The 16,945-nt window shown below is 45.0% G+C and carries 13 protein-coding genes; 8 read left to right on the top strand and 5 right to left on the bottom strand.

The genetic code is table 11. The features are described from left to right. The first annotated feature begins 50 nt into the window (after nucleotides 1-50). The 7 genes from ACFP56_RS13925 (at nucleotide 51) to ACFP56_RS13895 (ending at nucleotide 9,636) form a co-directional block, all read left to right on the top strand. The gene (locus ACFP56_RS13925; protein WP_379235480.1) at nucleotides 51-1,310 is read left to right on the top strand and encodes a sugar ABC transporter substrate-binding protein; all 1,260 of its coding nucleotides are present in this window, start codon (nucleotides 51-53) and stop codon (nucleotides 1,308-1,310) included. 95 nt (nucleotides 1,311-1,405) lie between these two features. Further along, entirely contained in the window at nucleotides 1,406-2,281 is an 876-nt protein-coding gene (locus tag ACFP56_RS13920; protein WP_379235477.1) for a carbohydrate ABC transporter permease, read from the top strand. Continuing rightward, nucleotides 2,281-3,114 carry a carbohydrate ABC transporter permease gene (locus ACFP56_RS13915; protein WP_379235475.1) on the top strand — a complete coding sequence of 278 codons (834 nt, stop codon included), beginning with the start codon at nucleotides 2,281-2,283 and terminating at the stop codon, nucleotides 3,112-3,114. Before ACFP56_RS13920 ends, ACFP56_RS13915 begins: the two co-directional genes overlap by 1 nt. Nucleotides 3,115-3,144: 30 nt before the next feature. After that, entirely contained in the window at nucleotides 3,145-5,247 is a 2,103-nt protein-coding gene (locus ACFP56_RS13910) for an amylo-alpha-1,6-glucosidase (protein WP_379235473.1), read from the top strand. A 20-nt stretch (nucleotides 5,248-5,267) separates the two neighbouring features. Further along, on the top strand, nucleotides 5,268-7,541 hold the full coding sequence (locus ACFP56_RS13905) for a glycoside hydrolase family 65 protein (protein ID WP_379235471.1): 2,274 nt from the start codon (nucleotides 5,268-5,270) through the stop codon (nucleotides 7,539-7,541). Between the two features lie 49 nt (nucleotides 7,542-7,590). Then, nucleotides 7,591-8,268 carry a beta-phosphoglucomutase gene (pgmB, locus tag ACFP56_RS13900; RefSeq protein WP_379235469.1) on the top strand — a complete coding sequence of 226 codons (678 nt, stop codon included), beginning with the start codon at nucleotides 7,591-7,593 and terminating at the stop codon, nucleotides 8,266-8,268. Nucleotides 8,269-8,454: 186 nt separating this feature from the next. Further along, on the top strand, nucleotides 8,455-9,636 hold the full coding sequence (locus ACFP56_RS13895) for a VanZ family protein (protein ID WP_379235466.1): 1,182 nt from the start codon (nucleotides 8,455-8,457) through the stop codon (nucleotides 9,634-9,636). A 114-nt stretch (nucleotides 9,637-9,750) separates the two neighbouring features. Here ACFP56_RS13895 and nagA read toward each other — a convergent pair whose 3' ends face one another. Genes nagA through ACFP56_RS13875 form a run of 4 tightly spaced genes read right to left on the bottom strand, consistent with a single transcriptional unit; the run spans nucleotide 9,751 to nucleotide 13,476 of the window. Continuing rightward, on the bottom strand, nucleotides 9,751-10,923 hold the full coding sequence (gene nagA / locus ACFP56_RS13890; RefSeq protein WP_379235464.1) for an N-acetylglucosamine-6-phosphate deacetylase: 1,173 nt from the start codon (nucleotides 10,921-10,923) through the stop codon (nucleotides 9,751-9,753). After that, nucleotides 10,920-11,648, bottom strand: a complete 729-nt coding sequence (nagB, locus tag ACFP56_RS13885; RefSeq protein ID WP_379235462.1) for a glucosamine-6-phosphate deaminase — start codon at nucleotides 11,646-11,648, stop codon at nucleotides 10,920-10,922. Before nagB ends, nagA begins: the two co-directional genes overlap by 4 nt. Next, nucleotides 11,645-12,508 (bottom strand): MurR/RpiR family transcriptional regulator, encoded by an 864-nt coding sequence (locus tag ACFP56_RS13880; RefSeq protein ID WP_379235460.1) that lies wholly within the window; start codon nucleotides 12,506-12,508, stop codon nucleotides 11,645-11,647. Before ACFP56_RS13880 ends, nagB begins: the two co-directional genes overlap by 4 nt. Before the next feature lie 29 nt (nucleotides 12,509-12,537). Next, nucleotides 12,538-13,476: an ROK family protein gene (locus ACFP56_RS13875; protein WP_379235458.1), complete on the bottom strand. Its 939-nt coding sequence runs from the start codon at nucleotides 13,474-13,476 to the stop codon at nucleotides 12,538-12,540. A 292-nt stretch (nucleotides 13,477-13,768) separates the two neighbouring features. Between ACFP56_RS13875 and ACFP56_RS13870 the strand changes: the two genes are divergently transcribed. Beyond that, nucleotides 13,769-15,142 carry an MATE family efflux transporter gene (locus ACFP56_RS13870; protein WP_379235456.1) on the top strand — a complete coding sequence of 458 codons (1,374 nt, stop codon included), beginning with the start codon at nucleotides 13,769-13,771 and terminating at the stop codon, nucleotides 15,140-15,142. Nucleotides 15,143-15,198: 56 nt separating this feature from the next. Here the strand turns inward: ACFP56_RS13870 and ACFP56_RS13865 are convergent, their stop codons facing one another. Beyond that, nucleotides 15,199-16,896: a hypothetical protein gene (locus ACFP56_RS13865; RefSeq protein ID WP_379235454.1), complete on the bottom strand. Its 1,698-nt coding sequence runs from the start codon at nucleotides 16,894-16,896 to the stop codon at nucleotides 15,199-15,201. Between the last annotated feature and the right edge of the window lie 49 nt (nucleotides 16,897-16,945).

Below are 16,945 nucleotides of genomic sequence, written 5' to 3'. Positions count from 1 at the left end.
ATTAAATATAATAAAAGTGTACTAAAAAGAACTGAACTGGGGGTATCACCATGAAGAAAAGAACAATTGCTGCTTTATTATTGTCCGCAATGCTAGTTGTACTATCAGCTTGTGGCAACAATACAAACGGCGGTACATCAACTGGCACGAACGATGGCGGCAATCAAGGCGGCGCAACTCAAGCAAAAATTACGTTGTTCCAAAGCAAGGTTGAAATTGCCGAATCGCTTGAAAATCTTGTTTCCAAGTACAAGGAAGAAACAGGAAATGAAGTTGAAGTATGGGGATCTGCAGGCGATTCCTACATTACACAGCTGCAAACGAAGCTTGCTGCTAATGAAGGTCCTACAATCTTCTCCGTTCAACCGGGTGCTGAAGCTGCGAAATTCGCTTCTTACTACTACGATATGAGCAATGAGGAATATGCTTCCTACATTTCTCCAAACATGGCGCTTGAAAGTGACGGCAAAATCGTCGGCGTTCCAACTGGCGTTGAAGGCTTCGGTCTTGTTTACAACAAAGAGCTGTATGATCCTTCTACTGCTACCGACACTAACTCCTTTATTGCTGCTCTTGAGAAATTCAAGAACGAAGGCGTTAACGGTCTAAGCTTGTCTCAAGAAGCGTACTTCTTGATTGGTCACATCATTAACACACCTTTCGCCCTTCAAGAAGATCCTGTTGCATTCATTGAGCAGCTGAACAAAGGCGAAGTGAAGCTTACTGATAATGCAGAATTCCAAGAGTTCGCTCAAGTGATGGATGCAATTCGCAATACGTCCATAAACCCAATGGAAGTTACGTATGATACACAAATGGGTGACCTTGCAACTGGAAAAACAGCTATCGTACACCAAGGTAACTGGAGCTACGGTATGCTTGCAGACTACGATGAAATCGAAATCGGCATGGCTCCACTTCCGATTGTAGGAAACGATAAACTTGCTGTAGATATTCCAGCAGGCTGGGTTATCAATAACACTGCTTCTGAAGAGCAAATTGCTGCAGCTAACGCATTTTTGAACTGGATGTATACAAGTGAGACTGGAAAAAACACGATTGTAAACGACTTCGGTTTCATCCCTGCCGTTAATACAATCGACCCGACTGGCCTAGATCCACTTTCTCAAGAAGTGTTTGAGGCTACACAATCAGGTAATACAATTCCTTGGGCATTGAACTACTTCCCTCAAGGTATTATTATTAACGATCTTGCACCGTTAACTTCTGAGTTTTTCCTTGACTCTTCAATGACACCTGAGCAATTCCTACAAAAAATTGAAGATGTATGGGCAAAAGCTGCTCGATAAGCTCGAACATTCAATATCGAAAGCCTAACTCTTTCTAAGGATGTTAGGCTTTCTCTATATCTTCTGTGAAGAATTCATAAGAAAGGGTGGTACCCATGTCGAATAAAAACAGCAAGCTATGGTATTGTCTCTTCACAATGCCATTATTTTTAATCTTTCTTGTCGTCGTCGTTATCCCTTTTCTAATTGGGATTTACTATTCCTTTATTAATTGGAACGGTATACCGAGCACTCCTAAAGTGTTTGTCGGATTCGACAACTATGCGATTTTGTTCCAAGATGAACGCTTTATGTCCTCAGCCTGGAATACAATCAAATTTACGATATTTGCGTTAATTAGCGTCAATCTGTTTGGTTTAATCTTCGCACTTATTGTAACAGCGGGCTTCAAAACAAGTAATATTGCTCGTACGCTGTTGTTTATGCCTAACCTGATAGGTGGTTTGATCCTAGGTTATATTTGGCGCTTTATTTTTACAGACGGATTTAAACAAATTGGTTCCATTACTGGAATAGACTCCATCTTCTTTAATTGGCTCATTAATCCAACTTATGCCTTAATTGCACTTGTCATTGTGTTTACGTGGCAGATGGCTGGATATACGATGGTTATTTATATTGCCGGCATACAAGGCATTTCCGATGAAGTGATGGAGGCAGCTAAAGTAGATGGAGCAAATCTGTGGCATCGCATGACGAAAATTGTGTTTCCATTGCTCATGCCGTCCTTTACGATCTGCTTGTTCTTAACGCTGTCTGGCGCATTCAAAATATATGACGTTAACCTGTCCCTAACGAACGGTGGACCGATGCATACGACTGAGCTATTCGCCATGAATATCTTTAATGAAATCTTTGGCTACGGCAACTATGGTCTAGGTCAGGCTAAAGCGATTATGTTCTTTGTGATCGTCGCACTCGTTACAATTACACAAGTTGTCATTACGAAACGAAGAGAGGTGCAAATGTAATGAGAGCTAAAAACTCCGTAGTCTCTGTGCTCATCGTTATACTTTCGTTCGTCTTTTTGTCTCCAATTTATATTATGTTGGTGAACTCATTCAAGACGCGTTCAGAGCTTTATGAAAACGTGCTTGCTCTTCCAGCGAGCTTTAGCTTTGAATATTATGTAGCTGCGATGAACAAGATGAACTTCCTTACTGTTTTTGGGAATTCCTTGTATGTAACAATCGCAACCGTTATTTTCGTAATTGTTCTTTCTTCCATGACAGCATGGATGCTCGTTCGTCGAGACAATGTTATGAGTAAAATTATTTTCTACTCTTTTGTAGCAACAATGCTTATCCCTTTCCAAACCTTAATGATGCCGTTAATGCAAGTTATGGACTGGATTCGTACGTATACACATCTGCCGATGCTGAATACGCATGAGGGTCTTATTTTTATGAACATTGGCTTCCATGCCGGAATTGCTGTCTTCCTATATCACGGCTTTATTAAATCAATCCCTATCGCACTTGAGGAAGCAGCAATTCTTGATGGGTGCAGCACATTTGGTGTGTTTTGGAGAATTGTATTCCCATTGCTGAAAAGCATTACGGTAACAGTGGCAATCCTTGATGTCATTGCTTCCTGGAATGACTACTTGCTTCCTTCGCTTGTGCTGTCTGATAAAGGCTTGCGTACGATTCAGCTATCTACCTTCTATTTCTTTGGAGAGTTCACGATCGTATGGAACCAGGCAATGGCGGGACTAACCTTAACGATTATTCCAGTCGTCATATTCTACGCTTTCGCACAAAAATACATCATCAAAGGTATCGCAGCTGGAGCGGTCAAGTAATCGACCCTTCCCTATGTAAAGGAGATTAGTATGAGCAATAAAGTCATTATGGAGCAACCATTGTTTTATGTCACAGACACTTATGGCAATGTTGATCCACAGCATGATGAAGGTCTTGGACTATACTTGCAGGATACACGTTTTTTAAGCAGCTACAAGCTGCTCATCAATGACGAGCAGCCTGAGCTGCTAGGTGACGGTTCATCAGCCAGCTATATGCTGCAAACGCTGCTAAAGCATGAAACAAAAGACACAGGCGCAATTGAAATTAAACGCAATAGCTTTTTATATGAGGGTGTGCTGCATGAGCAGCTCACCCTCACCAACTATTTTCTGTCGAAGCAAAACGTTAAGCTAACGCTGCAGTTTGACGCTGACTTTCAAGATATGTTTCTCGTTCGGCGCTATCGCACTGGTGAGGTTGGTGCAAGACTTGATACACTCTACAAGCCTAGCCACATGGTGCTTCAATATATGGGCAAGGACGATGTACTTCGCCAGTCCTACATACATTGGGACGGTAACCCGACGATCGATCAGGAGAAGCAGCAGCTTGAATATACGCTCTCTCTAGATGCTGGTGAATCCCGTATCATCCAGCTTGCCATTAGACCAAGCCTCGGCAACCCTGCCAGCGAGCATGAACATGAGCTGCTTGATTATAAGCAGGCACTAGAGCAGCTTACTGGCAGCTACGACAACTGGCTGACCGCTAATACGAAAATGACAAGCTCGAATGCATTGTTCAATGAGCTATATGATCGAAGCCTTCAGGATCTGCGCATGCTGCAGACGGATATTGGCTATGGACGCACGACAGTAGCCGGCTTGCCCTGGTTTGCAACGGTATTTGGCAGAGACAGCATAATCACATCGTTATTTATGCTGCCGCTCCACCCTGCTCATGCGCTTGGCACGCTGCGAACGTTAGCTGCCCATCAAGGAAAGGAATACAATCCTTGGCGTGATGAGGAGCCAGGCAAGATTATGCATGAAATACGCTTTGGCGAGCTGGTGCGCACGAAGCAATCACCGTTTTCGCCTTATTATGGTGGTGTCGATTCTACTCCACTGTTTCTCGTTCTGCTTGTTGAATATGTAAAATGGAGCGGTGATACCTCGATTATTGCCGAGCTTCAGCCTACTATTGATGCAGCGCTCGAATGGATAGATCGTCGCAGTCAAAGCAATGAAGCTGGCTTCTTGACCTATAAGCAGGAAGCAGAACAAGGCTTCCCTAATCAAGGCTGGAAGGATTCGGCCAATAGTATCGTTCATGAGCATGGCGAGCTGGCTAAAGCCCCTATTGCACTCATTGAAGTGCAGGGTTATATCAGCTATGCCAAGCAAGGCTTGTCTGAAATCTACGGCTCGCTGAATGATCACGCTCGCGGCAAGCAGCTTGAAGAACAGGCGACAGCACTGATGAAGCAAGTGAAGCGTTACTTCTGGCTCGAAAATGAGCAATTTTTCAGCATTGCACTAGATGGTGATCTAAAACCAGTTCAGTCTATAACATCCAATCCAGGACATTTGCTTATTGCAGCTATGCTCGAAGATGAGCTCTCAAGTACGATCGCCAAGCGTTTAATGGCTGATGATATGTTCAGCGGATACGGCATTCGTACAATGAGCAATCAATCGACTGGCTATTATCCGATGAGCTACCATAACGGCAGTGTTTGGCCCCATGACAATGGAATGATTTTGCTTGGCATGCTTCGCAGCGGAAATGCAGCTGAAGCAAGACAGCTTGTGTCAGGTCTGCTGAAAATTGCTGCAGAGGTGCCTGAGCAGCGCTTCCCCGAGCTCGTATGCGGCTACAGCAAGCAGGAATATAATCGTCTTGTTCCTTATCCTACTACTTGCTCGCCACAAGCTTGGTCTAGTGCAACAGCCTTCATTATGCTGCAAGCGATGCTCGGATTACGCGTGAATGGCCTGAAGAAGCAGATTCTCCTTTCACCGAATCTTCCGCCGGAAATCGACGAAGTCAATGTGGTCGGACTAAGCATCGGAGCTGGCATGCTTGATCTCTATCTATACCTCGACCAGGAAACACAGCAATCACATGCAACCATTCTAAACAATACAACTGGCTTTGATATACACATTCAGATTCTTTCATCATAAGCAGAATAGGAGCAATACGTATGACATGGTCAATTATTAATCAATCGCTTGAAGAAGCTGATTTGCTGAATCAGGAAAGCATCTATGCGCTTGGAAACGGCTATCTAGGCGTACGGGGCAACTTTGAAGAAGGCTATGCTGGCCGTAAAAGCATTCGCGGAACTTATCTTAACGCTTTTCATGATGTGATCAACATTCCTTACGGAGAGAAGCTATATGGCTTCCCTTCTACTCAGCAGAAGCTGGTTAATGTAATCGATGCGCAAGGAATCGATATCTATGTAGGTGCAGCACAGGAGCATTTTAATCTGTTTTCCGGCGAAGTTGTTTCTTATACACGAGAAATGAAGCTGAATGACGGCTATACAGAGCGTGTGATTCATTGGAAATCGCCATCTGGACAGGAGCTGAAGCTTCGCTTCCGCAGGCTTGTATCGTTTAAGACTCGCGAGCTGTTCGCAATCGATATTGCGATCGAGCCAATCTCTGTAAACGGTGAGATTACGATCGTATCAACGGTACAAGGCGACGTAGAAAATTATACGGCAGTTAATGATCCACGCGTTGCCTCAGGTCATGCTAAGCTGCTCACAACACAAGCACAAGGCTCGGAAAATGGTGTAGATTACGTTCAAAATGAAACGTTAACCTCCAAGCTATCCGTGAGCTGTGCTGCTGCCTACAGTCATAGCGGAGCTGCTAGCTCAGAGCATGTAACGGAAGGCAACAAGATCAACTATAAAGCAAGCTTCTCTAGCAATAGTCCGCTATCCTTTACAAAATGGAATGTTTACACGGACACGCTTCGTCACGGTGAGCAGTCGCTTCAGCAGGCGATTCACATAGCTGCTGATCTAGCTTCCAGCTCCTCTTTCGAGGCTCAGCTGAAGGAGCAAAAGCAGTATTTGGATGATTTCTGGTATCGCTCGGATATTGTCATCTCCAACGATGAAGCCTTGCAAGAGGGCATTCGCTTTAATATTTATCAGCTGCTGCAATCAGCAGGTCGTGATGAGTACAGTAATATCGCGGCTAAAGGATTGTCTGGTGAAGGCTATGAAGGACATTACTTCTGGGACACGGAGATTTATATGGCCCCTGTCTTCTTGCTCACACAGCCTGACATCGCTAAGCAGCTATTGATCTATCGCCATCACATTTTGCCGTTCGCAAGACAACGTGCGAAGGAAATGGGTCATGCAAAAGGCGCGCTTTATCCTTGGCGTACGATTTCTGGAACAGAATGCTCGTCCTTCTTCCCTTCTGGTACTGCGCAATATCATATTAGTGCAGACATTGCCTACAGCTATATTCAATACTTTATGGCTACCGAAGACGTTGACTTTTTGGCAGACTACGGATGCGAGGTTCTCGCTGAAACAGCAAGGCTATGGATCGAGGTCGGTCATGAGCATGAAGGCTCCTTCTATATTGATGAAGTAACTGGACCGGATGAATATACATGCTGCGTCAATAATAACTATTATACAAATGCTATGGCTAAGCATAATCTTGCTTGGGCTGCAAAAGCGATGCAGCTGCTGCAACAGGCCAGCCCTGAACGCTATGCCGCGCTTATACAACAGCTTGAGCTTACAGCGGACGAGATTACAGTATGGGCTAATGCTGCTGAACGCATGTATTTGCCTTATGATGAAGCGCTTGGCATTAATCCTCAGGACGATTCCTTCCTGCGCAAAAAGGTATGGGATTTTGAAAATACGCCTGAAGAAAACTACCCGCTTCTGCTGCATTACCATCCGCTAACGATTTATCGTTATCAGGTATGTAAGCAGGCTGATACAGTGCTTGCTCATTTCTTGCTGGAAGATCAGCAGTCTCTGGAAACGATCAAGCAATCCTTTGACTATTATGAGAAGATCACGACACATGACTCGTCGCTGTCTACGTGCATATTTAGCATTATGGCTTCAAAAATCGGCTATGATGAAAAAGCGTATCATTACTTCCAGGAAACAGCACGCTTAGATCTGGATAATACGCATGGCAATACGAAGGATGGTCTACACCTTGCCAATATGGGCGGAACGTGGATGGCTATTGTGTTTGGCTTTGCGGGTGTACGCATCAAGCCTGATACGCTGTCACTTGCGCCTAAGCTGCCAAGCGATTGGGACCACTATCAATTCAAGCTGCAATACAAGCAGCGCACGATTGAAGTAACCGTTGCTGCTTCAGGCATTACCTTGACACTACTTGCAGGCGAGGCGCTTACCGTTGAGCTATTCAACCAGCCTGTTGTGCTGCAGCCTAATCAATCGTTCAGCAGCTAGTGCTGATTTTAACATATCAAATATGTAAGAAAGTGAGTCGATCTCATTCATGAAACTGGAAGCTGTTATTTTCGATCTGGACGGCGTTATTACCGATACGGCGGAGCATCATTATCTTGCATGGAAAGCAATTGGAGATGAGCTTAATCTGCCTTTCACCCGCGAATTCAATGAAAATCTAAAGGGCGTTTCTCGTCTTGAATCACTGCGATTGCTGCTAAGCCTGTCGCCAGTAGAGTTAAAGTATACGGACGAGGAGCTTCACGCTCTTGCAGAACGTAAAAATGAGTTGTATAAAGAGCTGATCGCTTCCATCAAGCCTTCTGATGTACTGCCAGGCATTTTGCCGCTGCTTGAAGACTTGAAGGCAAGAGGCATTAAAACAGCGATCGCCTCTGCAAGCAAAAATGCGTTCGCAGTAATCGGCAACCTGCAGATGGAGCAGTACTTCGATATTATCGTCGATGCTGCAAAGATCAAAAACTCTAAGCCTGACCCGGAGGTTTTCCTATCCGCAGCGCAGCAGCTTGGCGTAAAACCACAGTCTTGCGTCGGTGTAGAGGATGCCGTTGCTGGTGTAGATGCTATTCTAGCTGCAAATATGACAGCGATAGCGATTGGCAATAAGGATCACTTCCCTCATGCGCATCATACGTATTCCTCTACTGAAGAGCTTAATGCGCAAGAGCTGATTGAGATTCACCAGCGTACAGCAGCGAGCGTCTAGCTAGCAGCAACAGCATATCACGTACCATTTTAACGAGCTGTCTTATTGTGTTTTTGCACAATAGGGCAGCTTGTTTGTCATTGGAATAAGCAGACGAATCCCTTACATTTTTGGAAGCTTTTGCGCTTTTGCAGCGTTGTTGTACTATAATGTGAAAGAATTCTTTTATTAGAAAGGAACGCTGATGTGCTCGATTATGTTCAACCGATAGGTGTTGCCCTGCTTATCTTCTTAGTTATTGCAGTGTTGAGCTTCATCCCTTGGCTTGTCTATATCTATCGCAAGCTCGGATACTTTCCTATTTCATCAACGCTTATCGTTTTTTCCTTTATCTTTTATTTTTTGGCAGCCTTTTTGCTGACAATGCTGCCGCTTCCAGATACGCGTAACAATTGTATTGCGCCAGGCGCGGGCAGATCAGCGTATTCGCTCGTTCCATTTCAATTTGTAAAGGACCTGATTCGTGAAACGAATGTCGTATGGAGCAGCCCGTCGACCTATATTAACTTGCTAAAAGACCGGGCTTTTTTTCAAGCGTTTTTCAATCTGCTGTTGTTAATGCCGCTTGGGGTATATCTGAGATATTTCTTCCAAACGCGCAAAGCATGGGGCAAGGCGCTGCTGCTTACGTTTATTGTTACACTCATCTATGAAGTCACTCAATTAACTGGCATATACGGCATTTATGATTGTGCGTACCGATTGTTTGATGTCGATGATCTAATGCTTAATACAGTTGGAGGGATCCTTGGCTTTTTCTTTGCGCCTATTCTGTTGGCGTTATTCCCTACGCGTACCAGCATTCAGGAAAAAGCGATGCAGTTATTGGAAAAAGACGAGGTTCGCAATATGCCCGTTTTGCTAGCCGCACTAACTGATGTGCTGTTGATTCAGGGCGCTTCCTATCTTGCTGCATCTCTGCTGAAGCTTATTGATATATGGAGCATGCTTATTATTCATACCATCATGCTGATATTGTTCCTTTTGGTCATTCCAGTGCTGTGGCATGGTCAGACGATAGGCAGCAAATTTATGCGATACCGCTATACGCATCCGCGGCTCGAAAGGAAGCTGACAAAACGAATGCTAGCCTTCTTCCTTGTCTATGCAATTCATTTTGCAGCTCAAATTCTAGCAAGCGCCCAGGCAGATATTGATGCATCGAACGATTTACTTGCGATCGTATTCAATCTGCTCGGCTGGTTCATCTCCTTTATGATCGTTGTCATTCTCGCGATCCATGTGCTGATTGTGCTATTCAGCAAGGAGAAACGAAGCTTTTTCTTCGACGCATACGCAGAGCTGCACACAACGCGTAAAAAGCCTGATCATGGGAAGGCAGAGGATGAACACAGCTTCACGCCGTAGCGGATCGAGCGCGCATCACAAAATCAGGGGATATGTACATGGCGTACATATCCCCTGATTCATTTATATAAGTTCAGTTATTTATAGTAGTATTGCAGGAATGTTGGATTAGGCTTACTTTTCTACCCGAACTGAGCCGCCGATCATAACCGCTTGAATAGCAAGCTCCTGATCAAGCAGCAGCAAATCAGCGCGCTTGCCGACTGCAATGCTGCCATAATGCTGCTCCAGTCCAATAACTTTTGCAGGATTGAGGCTGGCCATGCGGCTCGCTTCAACGATTGAAGCACCAAGTGTTTCAATCATATAGTGAAAGCCTCGTATCATTGTCAGCGTACTGCCTGCCAAGCTTCCTCCATCCTTCAACCGTGCAATATTATCCTTAACGACAACTGGCAGCTCACCTAGCATATACTCTCCGTCAGGCATACCTGCCGCAGACATGGCATCCGTCACAAGTACAATGCCCTCTGTACCTTTTGCCAGCAGCAATACTTTGATCGCTATAGGATTGACATGCTCGCCATCTGCAATAATTTCGGCCGTGATCTCAGGCATCGTTAATACTGCGCCTACTGTTCCGGGCTGACGGTGATGCAATCCAGTCATCGCATTAAACGTATGAACAGCATGAGACAAGCCGTGCTGTACTGCAGCTTGTACATCCTCATATCGCGCATCGGTATGACCACAAGCAGCGACAATGCCATGCTGCTTCAATGCAGCAATATAAGGCGCTGCTCCTTCGATCTCAGGCGCAAGTGTTTGCAGCTTAATAATGCCTGGATAGCTTTTTGTCCATGCATCCAGCCACGACAGCTGCGGCTGAATCATGTAGCTTTCATTCTGAGCGCCCTTCCATTTCGGATTGACGAAGGGACCTTCAAGATGCACCCCAACCAGCTGCGCATACGGCATCGGCTTGCGTTGATAATCTTGAACAGCATCCAGCACCGCATTCAAATGCTCAAACGCACCAGTCACCGTTGTTGCCAGCATCGCGGTCGTTCCGTTCTCCATATGAAACTTCGTAATCGTATCGAGCTGTTCCTGCTCGGCCGTCATGAAGTCCTCGCCTGCTCCGCCATGAACATGAATATCGATAAACCCCGGAACGAGGTATCCGCCCGCGCCGTCCAGCACGTTCACATCTGCAGGAAGCTCAGGCAGCTGTTGATCAGCTGCTCCAATTGCGGCAATTCGATCATTCTGCAAGACTACCCAGCCGTTCTCAACAAGCTGCTGCTCGAGAACAACCTGTACGTTGCGATATACCGTATACGTCATGGCAATAAGCTCCCTGCTGCCTGATCAACCAGAACCGTTAGCTGCGGATGGGTTTGCAGCAGCGATGCAGGAACATCTGTTGTAATTGGTCCAGTCAATGCCCGTTTTACAATTTCCGCTTTATCCTTACCTTTTACCACAAGCAGAAGCGTTTTGGCCTTCAGAATCGTACCGACGCCCATTGTGATCGCTTGACTTGGAACTTGCTCGCCTTCACTAAAGAAACGAGCATTCGCTTGTTTCGTTTCTTCAGCCAGCTCAACAACATGGGTACCGCTCGACAGCTCCTCTTCGGGTTCATTAAACCCGATATGTCCGTTATGACCTAGACCGAGCAACTGAATATCGATTCGACCTGCTGCCTGAATCAATTGATCATATCGGCTGCATTCTTCAACTAGGTCACTTGCCAGACCAGATGGAATATTGGTGCGTGATGCATCGACATCAACATGGTTGAATAGATTTTCGCGCATATAATAGCTATAGCTTTGATGATGATCTGGAGCCAGCCCAACATACTCATCGAGGTTGAACGTTGTCACCTTCTTAAAGCTGACAAGCCCCTCGTTGTAATCATGGACAAGCTGCTTGTAAATCCCGACTGGCGTACCTCCTGTCGCCAAGCCAAGTACAGCGGAAGGATTCGTCTGCACAATACCAGTAATAATACGAGCAGCCGCTTCATTCAGCTTTGCTTCAGAGTCAAATGTAATAATGTTCATCTTGATTCTCCTCCCTTTTGCTTCATAAACCGTTTTACAACTTGATAGGAACGCTCCAGCTTCGGAACATAGCTATCAAAATACTCACTTACCAAGCCAACAAATAATATATCTACCAAATGCAGCTGTGCCATCCGTGAAGCCATATCACCGCGACGCATGCCTGCTTCAGATGAAGAAATGAACAGGCTAATTTGAGCAATGCCAGCGAGTGTGTTGACTCCTTGCTTCGTCACGGAGATCGTGGTCGCTCCATGCTCAGCAGCACTGCTCAAGGCGCTAATCGTTTCCGGCGTCTCGCCAGAATATGAAAATCCGATTGCTACATCACCTGACGACAACGAAGCAGCTGATGTTTGCTGCATATGCGGATCAGAAAACACAGCAGCAGGTTTGCCGATACGAATCAGCTTCTGATAAAAGTCTTCTGCGACTACACCAGAGGTTGCTGTACCGTACAAGTCAATCCGCTTCGCATGATGCAAAGCGTCAATGGCTTCTCTCAGCTTGCCGTAATCAAGCAGCTTTGCCGTATCCGATACCGAGCGCATGTGATTCGCTGTAATCGCAGACACAATGTGGTCAAGCGACTGACCTGCAACAATGTCCTGATACGTGTTGCCTGCCGGCTCCTCCGCAAGCTCCATTGCAAGTCTCATCTTAAACTCACTGAAATTGTCTACCTGAAACAAGCGGCAAAATCTTGATATCGTTGCCGTACTGCTCCCTGACAGCTTGGCAAGCTCTGTAATCGTCATCTGAACCGCTTCTCGCGGCTGCTGCAAAATATAGCTGGCAAGCTTCGTTTCCTGCGGAGACAAGCCTGGCACACTATCCTTAATTGCCTGCAACAGACTCATAGCCAATCCCTCCTAACGCAAAGCAAAGATTACATGAAAAACTGTCCTGCTGCGCCTAGTACTCCAATTTCTTTTCCAAGTGCTGTTCTGCGGAACAATACCTCTTTATACATACCTGGCAAGCAGCGCTCTGCAACAACGTGCTGAACTTGCTCGTACAATCGATTTTCTGTACTCATCACACCTCCGCCGAAAATCAGCTGTGATGGATTAAACAAATGAATGAGCGACACGAGGCCGTTGCCCAAGTAAAAAGCAGCTTCATCAATAATGTCACAAGCCGATTGGTCGCCAGCATGTGCTGCATCAAGAACGGCCTTGCTGCTCCAAGCATCTCCATTATTAAGAGGTGCTAGACGTTCATTGGCGATTCGAGCGATAGCTGTTCCAGAGCAATATGTTTCGAGGCAGCCTACATTACCGCAGGAGCACGGCTTACCTTTCAGATCCATCGTAATATGACCAAACTCGCCTGCACTGTCCGAAGCTCCCTTTACAAGCTGGTCTCCGCTAATAATGCCAGCGCCTATACCTGTGCTCACCGTTATATAAATCAGGTCGCTTACCTGTTTTTCAGCTCCCCAGACATACTCCGCGACTGCCGCCAAATTCGCATCATTGCCAAGCATAACAGGCACGTTAAAGCGTTGTTCAAGCACTGTGCCAACATCTACATTTGTCCAGCCAAGATTGGATGCGTATAAAATAAGCTTGCGCTTTGAATCAATAACGCCGGCAGTAGCAATTCCAATCCCTTTTAGCGTAGATGGCTGCTGCATCTGTGCAATCAACTGAGCAACCGCCTCCTGCAAGCGTTGAAGCACATCTTCCACGCCTGTCTGCGGATTTGTCGGAAATTCAATCTTATCAGCAATTCGACCTTCTGCATCAATACATGCAACAAGTGTTTTCGTCCCGCCAATATCGATGCCAATCGCATATTGTTTTGTAAATGTTGAAGATACCACAGGCTGAAACCTCCTTAAGGTCTGAAAATTATTTTCATATTAAATATATCAATTAAGGTAATTATTTTCAAGCCTTACCTGCCTATCAAGGTCGATCTTTACACGTTTTTAACAAAATAAGGTTGAAATCGTGAGGGAAGCTATGATTAAAGGAGCTTGCAAGCTATTATCTCTCTCAAACCCCGCTAATCATTTGCATATGACAGATATAATCGAATGTCGCTCCAGCATACGCATGCTATAATGGATCAATTCTAAAAATAATAGATGACAGAATCGAGATGACAACCGTATGATTACAAAGATAAGCTCCCTGTTACAGCATCACTTTTCAGGGAATACGTTAAAATCCAAGCAAATCTTTTCTCTAATCATTCCGATTTTTATTGATTCCGCCTTCATCGTACTTATCAGCATTCTCAACACTGCGATGATCAGTTCCTCAGGTATAGCTGCAGTGAGCGCAGTCAGCGTAGTAGATTCGCTTAATATGTTTGTTGTCAGCATATTTATTGCGATTGCAACAGGGGGTACAGTCATCGTCGCGCAATATATTGGGAGCAGGAACAGAGAACAGGCCTCCCAGGCTGCGGCGCAGGCCATTTCATCGGTCACGGTCATTTCAATTGCACTCTGTATGCTTATCATCTTGTTCCATTCGCAGCTGCTTCATGGATTGTTCGGCAGTGCGGATGCCGACGTGCTTGAAAATGCGAAGCTGTTCTTAATCGGCAGCAGCATATCCTTTCCGTTCTTCGCAATCTATCAAGGGATCGTTGGTGTGCTGCGGGGCGTATCAGAGACAAAAGCATGCCTGATGCTGTCGGTTATATTGAATCTTACTTACTTTCTACTGAATCTATTGTTCCTAACGGTCATGGACCTTGGCGTGCTAGGGCTAGCTATCTCTTATATTGCAGCACGCATTGTTGGCGCTGCTGTAGCAATCTTTTACTTATTCAAAATGAGCCACGTTCTGCAAATCAATTGGCGCAATCTATTCAAGCCACAGCTGTCCTTACTGAAAAAAATTATGTTTATCGGACTGCCTTTTGCAGCAGAACAGCTATTTTTTAACGGAGGCAAGCTGTTAACCCAAACCTTTATCGTCCAGCTTGGCACACTTGCCATAACGGTCAATGCAATCAGCAGCTCATTATCAATGCTGTTCCAGATCGGTGGCAGCACGTTGAGTGTAGCGATTGTGACCGTTGTCGGGCAATGTATCGGGAGACGTGAAATCGAGGATGCTCGTAAATTTATCCGATCGTTCCTATGGCTTTCCAGCATATTTTTTATCATCATAACCGTAATACTACTAGCGATTTTCCCTGCTTTGGTCGGCCTGTACTCGCCACCTGATGAGATTGTGCCTGATATTTTACAGCTTATTCTTATTTTATCTATTGCCCAGCCAATCGTTTGGTCGTTCAGCTTTATTCTTCCTTCAGCACTTCGGGCAGCAGGTGATTCAAAATTCACCTCGATTGCTTCGCTGCTTACGATGTGGTTGTTCCGAGTCATTCTTGGCTATATACTGGGCATTACGCTGCAGTTGGGTGTACTCGGCGTATGGATCGCGATGATCGGGGAATGGGCAATTCGAGGCATTATTTTCTATATGCGCTATAGAGGAGACAAATGGTATCGTCATAAGCTCGTCTAAAAAAAAGCTGATGCTGCAAGGGGATTTGAAGCGCCCCCTTCAGCATCAGCTTTTTTTTATTCAATTGGAACGGTATAAAATGTTTTATCCTTATCATTATTAACAAACCATACCACGTCATTGTTGGCTACAACCGGCTGCATGTCCGCTAGCTTGAAATAGTCAAGCTGCTTGGTCTGACCGATTTTTTTACCGTTTGCATCAATATATACATACTTTAATGCACTGCTGCGACTTGACCCCTCACGGTCAAACTCCTGCCATAACAGCATGAATTTCTGATCATGAATTCGGACAAGGCGTGGAATAGAGGCTGTTTTATCTGTATTGATATAAGTGGCAATATGCTCATAATGAATCTTACCATTTGCAACATCATTTTTTGGTACAGCCGCTATTTTAATATCTCGATGCGCGTTAGATGCTCCTGAAATCGTAAAGCTGGTGTAATTATACGCTTTTGAGTGGTCAATTGTATTATAAGCGACAAGATAAGAAGAGGATGACTTTTCGAATCCCCCAATCGATACTCCCGTCATATTCGCTCCAATTTGACCAGGAATGTTTACAACATCACGCTCAACGTAGCTGTTGCCGTCTCCCTTGCTAATAACAAGCGATCTCGGATATGCATCACCATGATCCAGCAGTACGTGGCTGTCTCCATCAAACAGCACATACTGATCAAAGGAATGACTGACATGATTTTTTTGAAAACGCCCTAGATCATTCACAACCTGCATCTTTTCAGTATCAAATAGTACGGTAAGCTGAGATTGATGATTCAGTCCATCTTCTGTCATATAGCGTAAACGAGCGGTATGCAGCACGAGCAAATTACCCTGCTCTGCTAATCTGACCGAGCCTGCATCAAAAGGCTTGACCGTGTAAGCATCACGGACTGCCACACTACCAATTCGATTAAATTTCTTGTCGTATTTCACAAGTCGAATTACTTCCGCCTTATTGTCCTCAGTTTCGTTATTTTGTCCATATACGACATAATTGTACGTTTTGCCGCTGTAAAACGCCCCAAAACGCGGCAGCTCCAATGGCAGAACCGTAGAACCAATCAGCTTGTAGTCGCCGCTATAATGATGGATATATAGCTTGTCCTGCGCATCAACCGTCGTTACGGTTCCATCATCATTTGTATAAGTGTAGTGATGGACAGGGTCTGCCCAGCGTGTATAGCTGCTCGTCAAAGCATTGCTTCTTAACACTTGATTGCTCAATGTAGGATAGCTTTCTTCTACCCATTTTGAAGTCAAATAGATGACATCCTCTGCTTGATCGTACTGAATATTAAAGTCAGAAATACTAGCCAAATCTCTTAATTGAAAATATGTATAATTGTTTATCGTGTAGGCCTTCATATTATAAGGCTTGCCATCTACGATAATCGAAGCGGTAGTAGGCAAAGCATTCGTTACTGGCAGATAGTAAGCATTATTGTCAGAAGACTCCGTGTACGCTTCACCGCTTACAATCTCAATTGCATTCGCCTTACTGTTCCATTTTACATTAAATGCGCTTGGCGTATGTGCAAATGCCGCTGCTACATCTCGAAGCTTAAAGTAATTGGAGTACTGGATATTGTACCCTTGAAGCCAAACATGGCTGCGATCCAATTTTATCGTGCTTTTTGTACTAGTCGCTATTAGCTTGCTTCCATCGGCCGATGCTAGAGTAGCATAGCCAGGTAAAACCATTACTAGTAACGCTAGAAAGAGAACCAATATTCTTTTGATCATGTGTCTGCCTCCATCTCTCTTTTATTCTGCTTACTAAGTATAGCAAACT

The organism is Paenibacillus septentrionalis (assembly GCF_042659865.1).
Lineage (GTDB): Bacteria > Bacillota > Bacilli > Paenibacillales > Paenibacillaceae > Pristimantibacillus > Pristimantibacillus septentrionalis.
Note: the sequence above shows the minus strand (reverse complement) of the source record. Positions and strands in the feature narration are given on the sequence as shown.

Coding starts and splice junctions, on each gene's coding strand:
- ACFP56_RS13920 (WP_379235477.1), top strand. CDS start 1,406: ATGTCGAATAAAAACAGCAAGCTATGGTATTGTCTCTTCACAATGCCA.
- nagB (WP_379235462.1), bottom strand. CDS start 11,648: ATGAACATTATTACATTTGACTCTGAAGCAAAGCTGAATGAAGCGGCT.
- ACFP56_RS13910 (WP_379235473.1), top strand. CDS start 3,145: ATGAGCAATAAAGTCATTATGGAGCAACCATTGTTTTATGTCACAGAC.
- nagA (WP_379235464.1), bottom strand. CDS start 10,923: ATGACGTATACGGTATATCGCAACGTACAGGTTGTTCTCGAGCAGCAG.
- ACFP56_RS13915 (WP_379235475.1), top strand. CDS start 2,281: ATGAGAGCTAAAAACTCCGTAGTCTCTGTGCTCATCGTTATACTTTCG.
- ACFP56_RS13870 (WP_379235456.1), top strand. CDS start 13,769: ATGATTACAAAGATAAGCTCCCTGTTACAGCATCACTTTTCAGGGAAT.
- pgmB (WP_379235469.1), top strand. CDS start 7,591: ATGAAACTGGAAGCTGTTATTTTCGATCTGGACGGCGTTATTACCGAT.
- ACFP56_RS13880 (WP_379235460.1), bottom strand. CDS start 12,508: ATGAGTCTGTTGCAGGCAATTAAGGATAGTGTGCCAGGCTTGTCTCCG.
- ACFP56_RS13865 (WP_379235454.1), bottom strand. CDS start 16,896: ATGATCAAAAGAATATTGGTTCTCTTTCTAGCGTTACTAGTAATGGTT.
- ACFP56_RS13925 (WP_379235480.1), top strand. CDS start 51: ATGAAGAAAAGAACAATTGCTGCTTTATTATTGTCCGCAATGCTAGTT.
- ACFP56_RS13905 (WP_379235471.1), top strand. CDS start 5,268: ATGACATGGTCAATTATTAATCAATCGCTTGAAGAAGCTGATTTGCTG.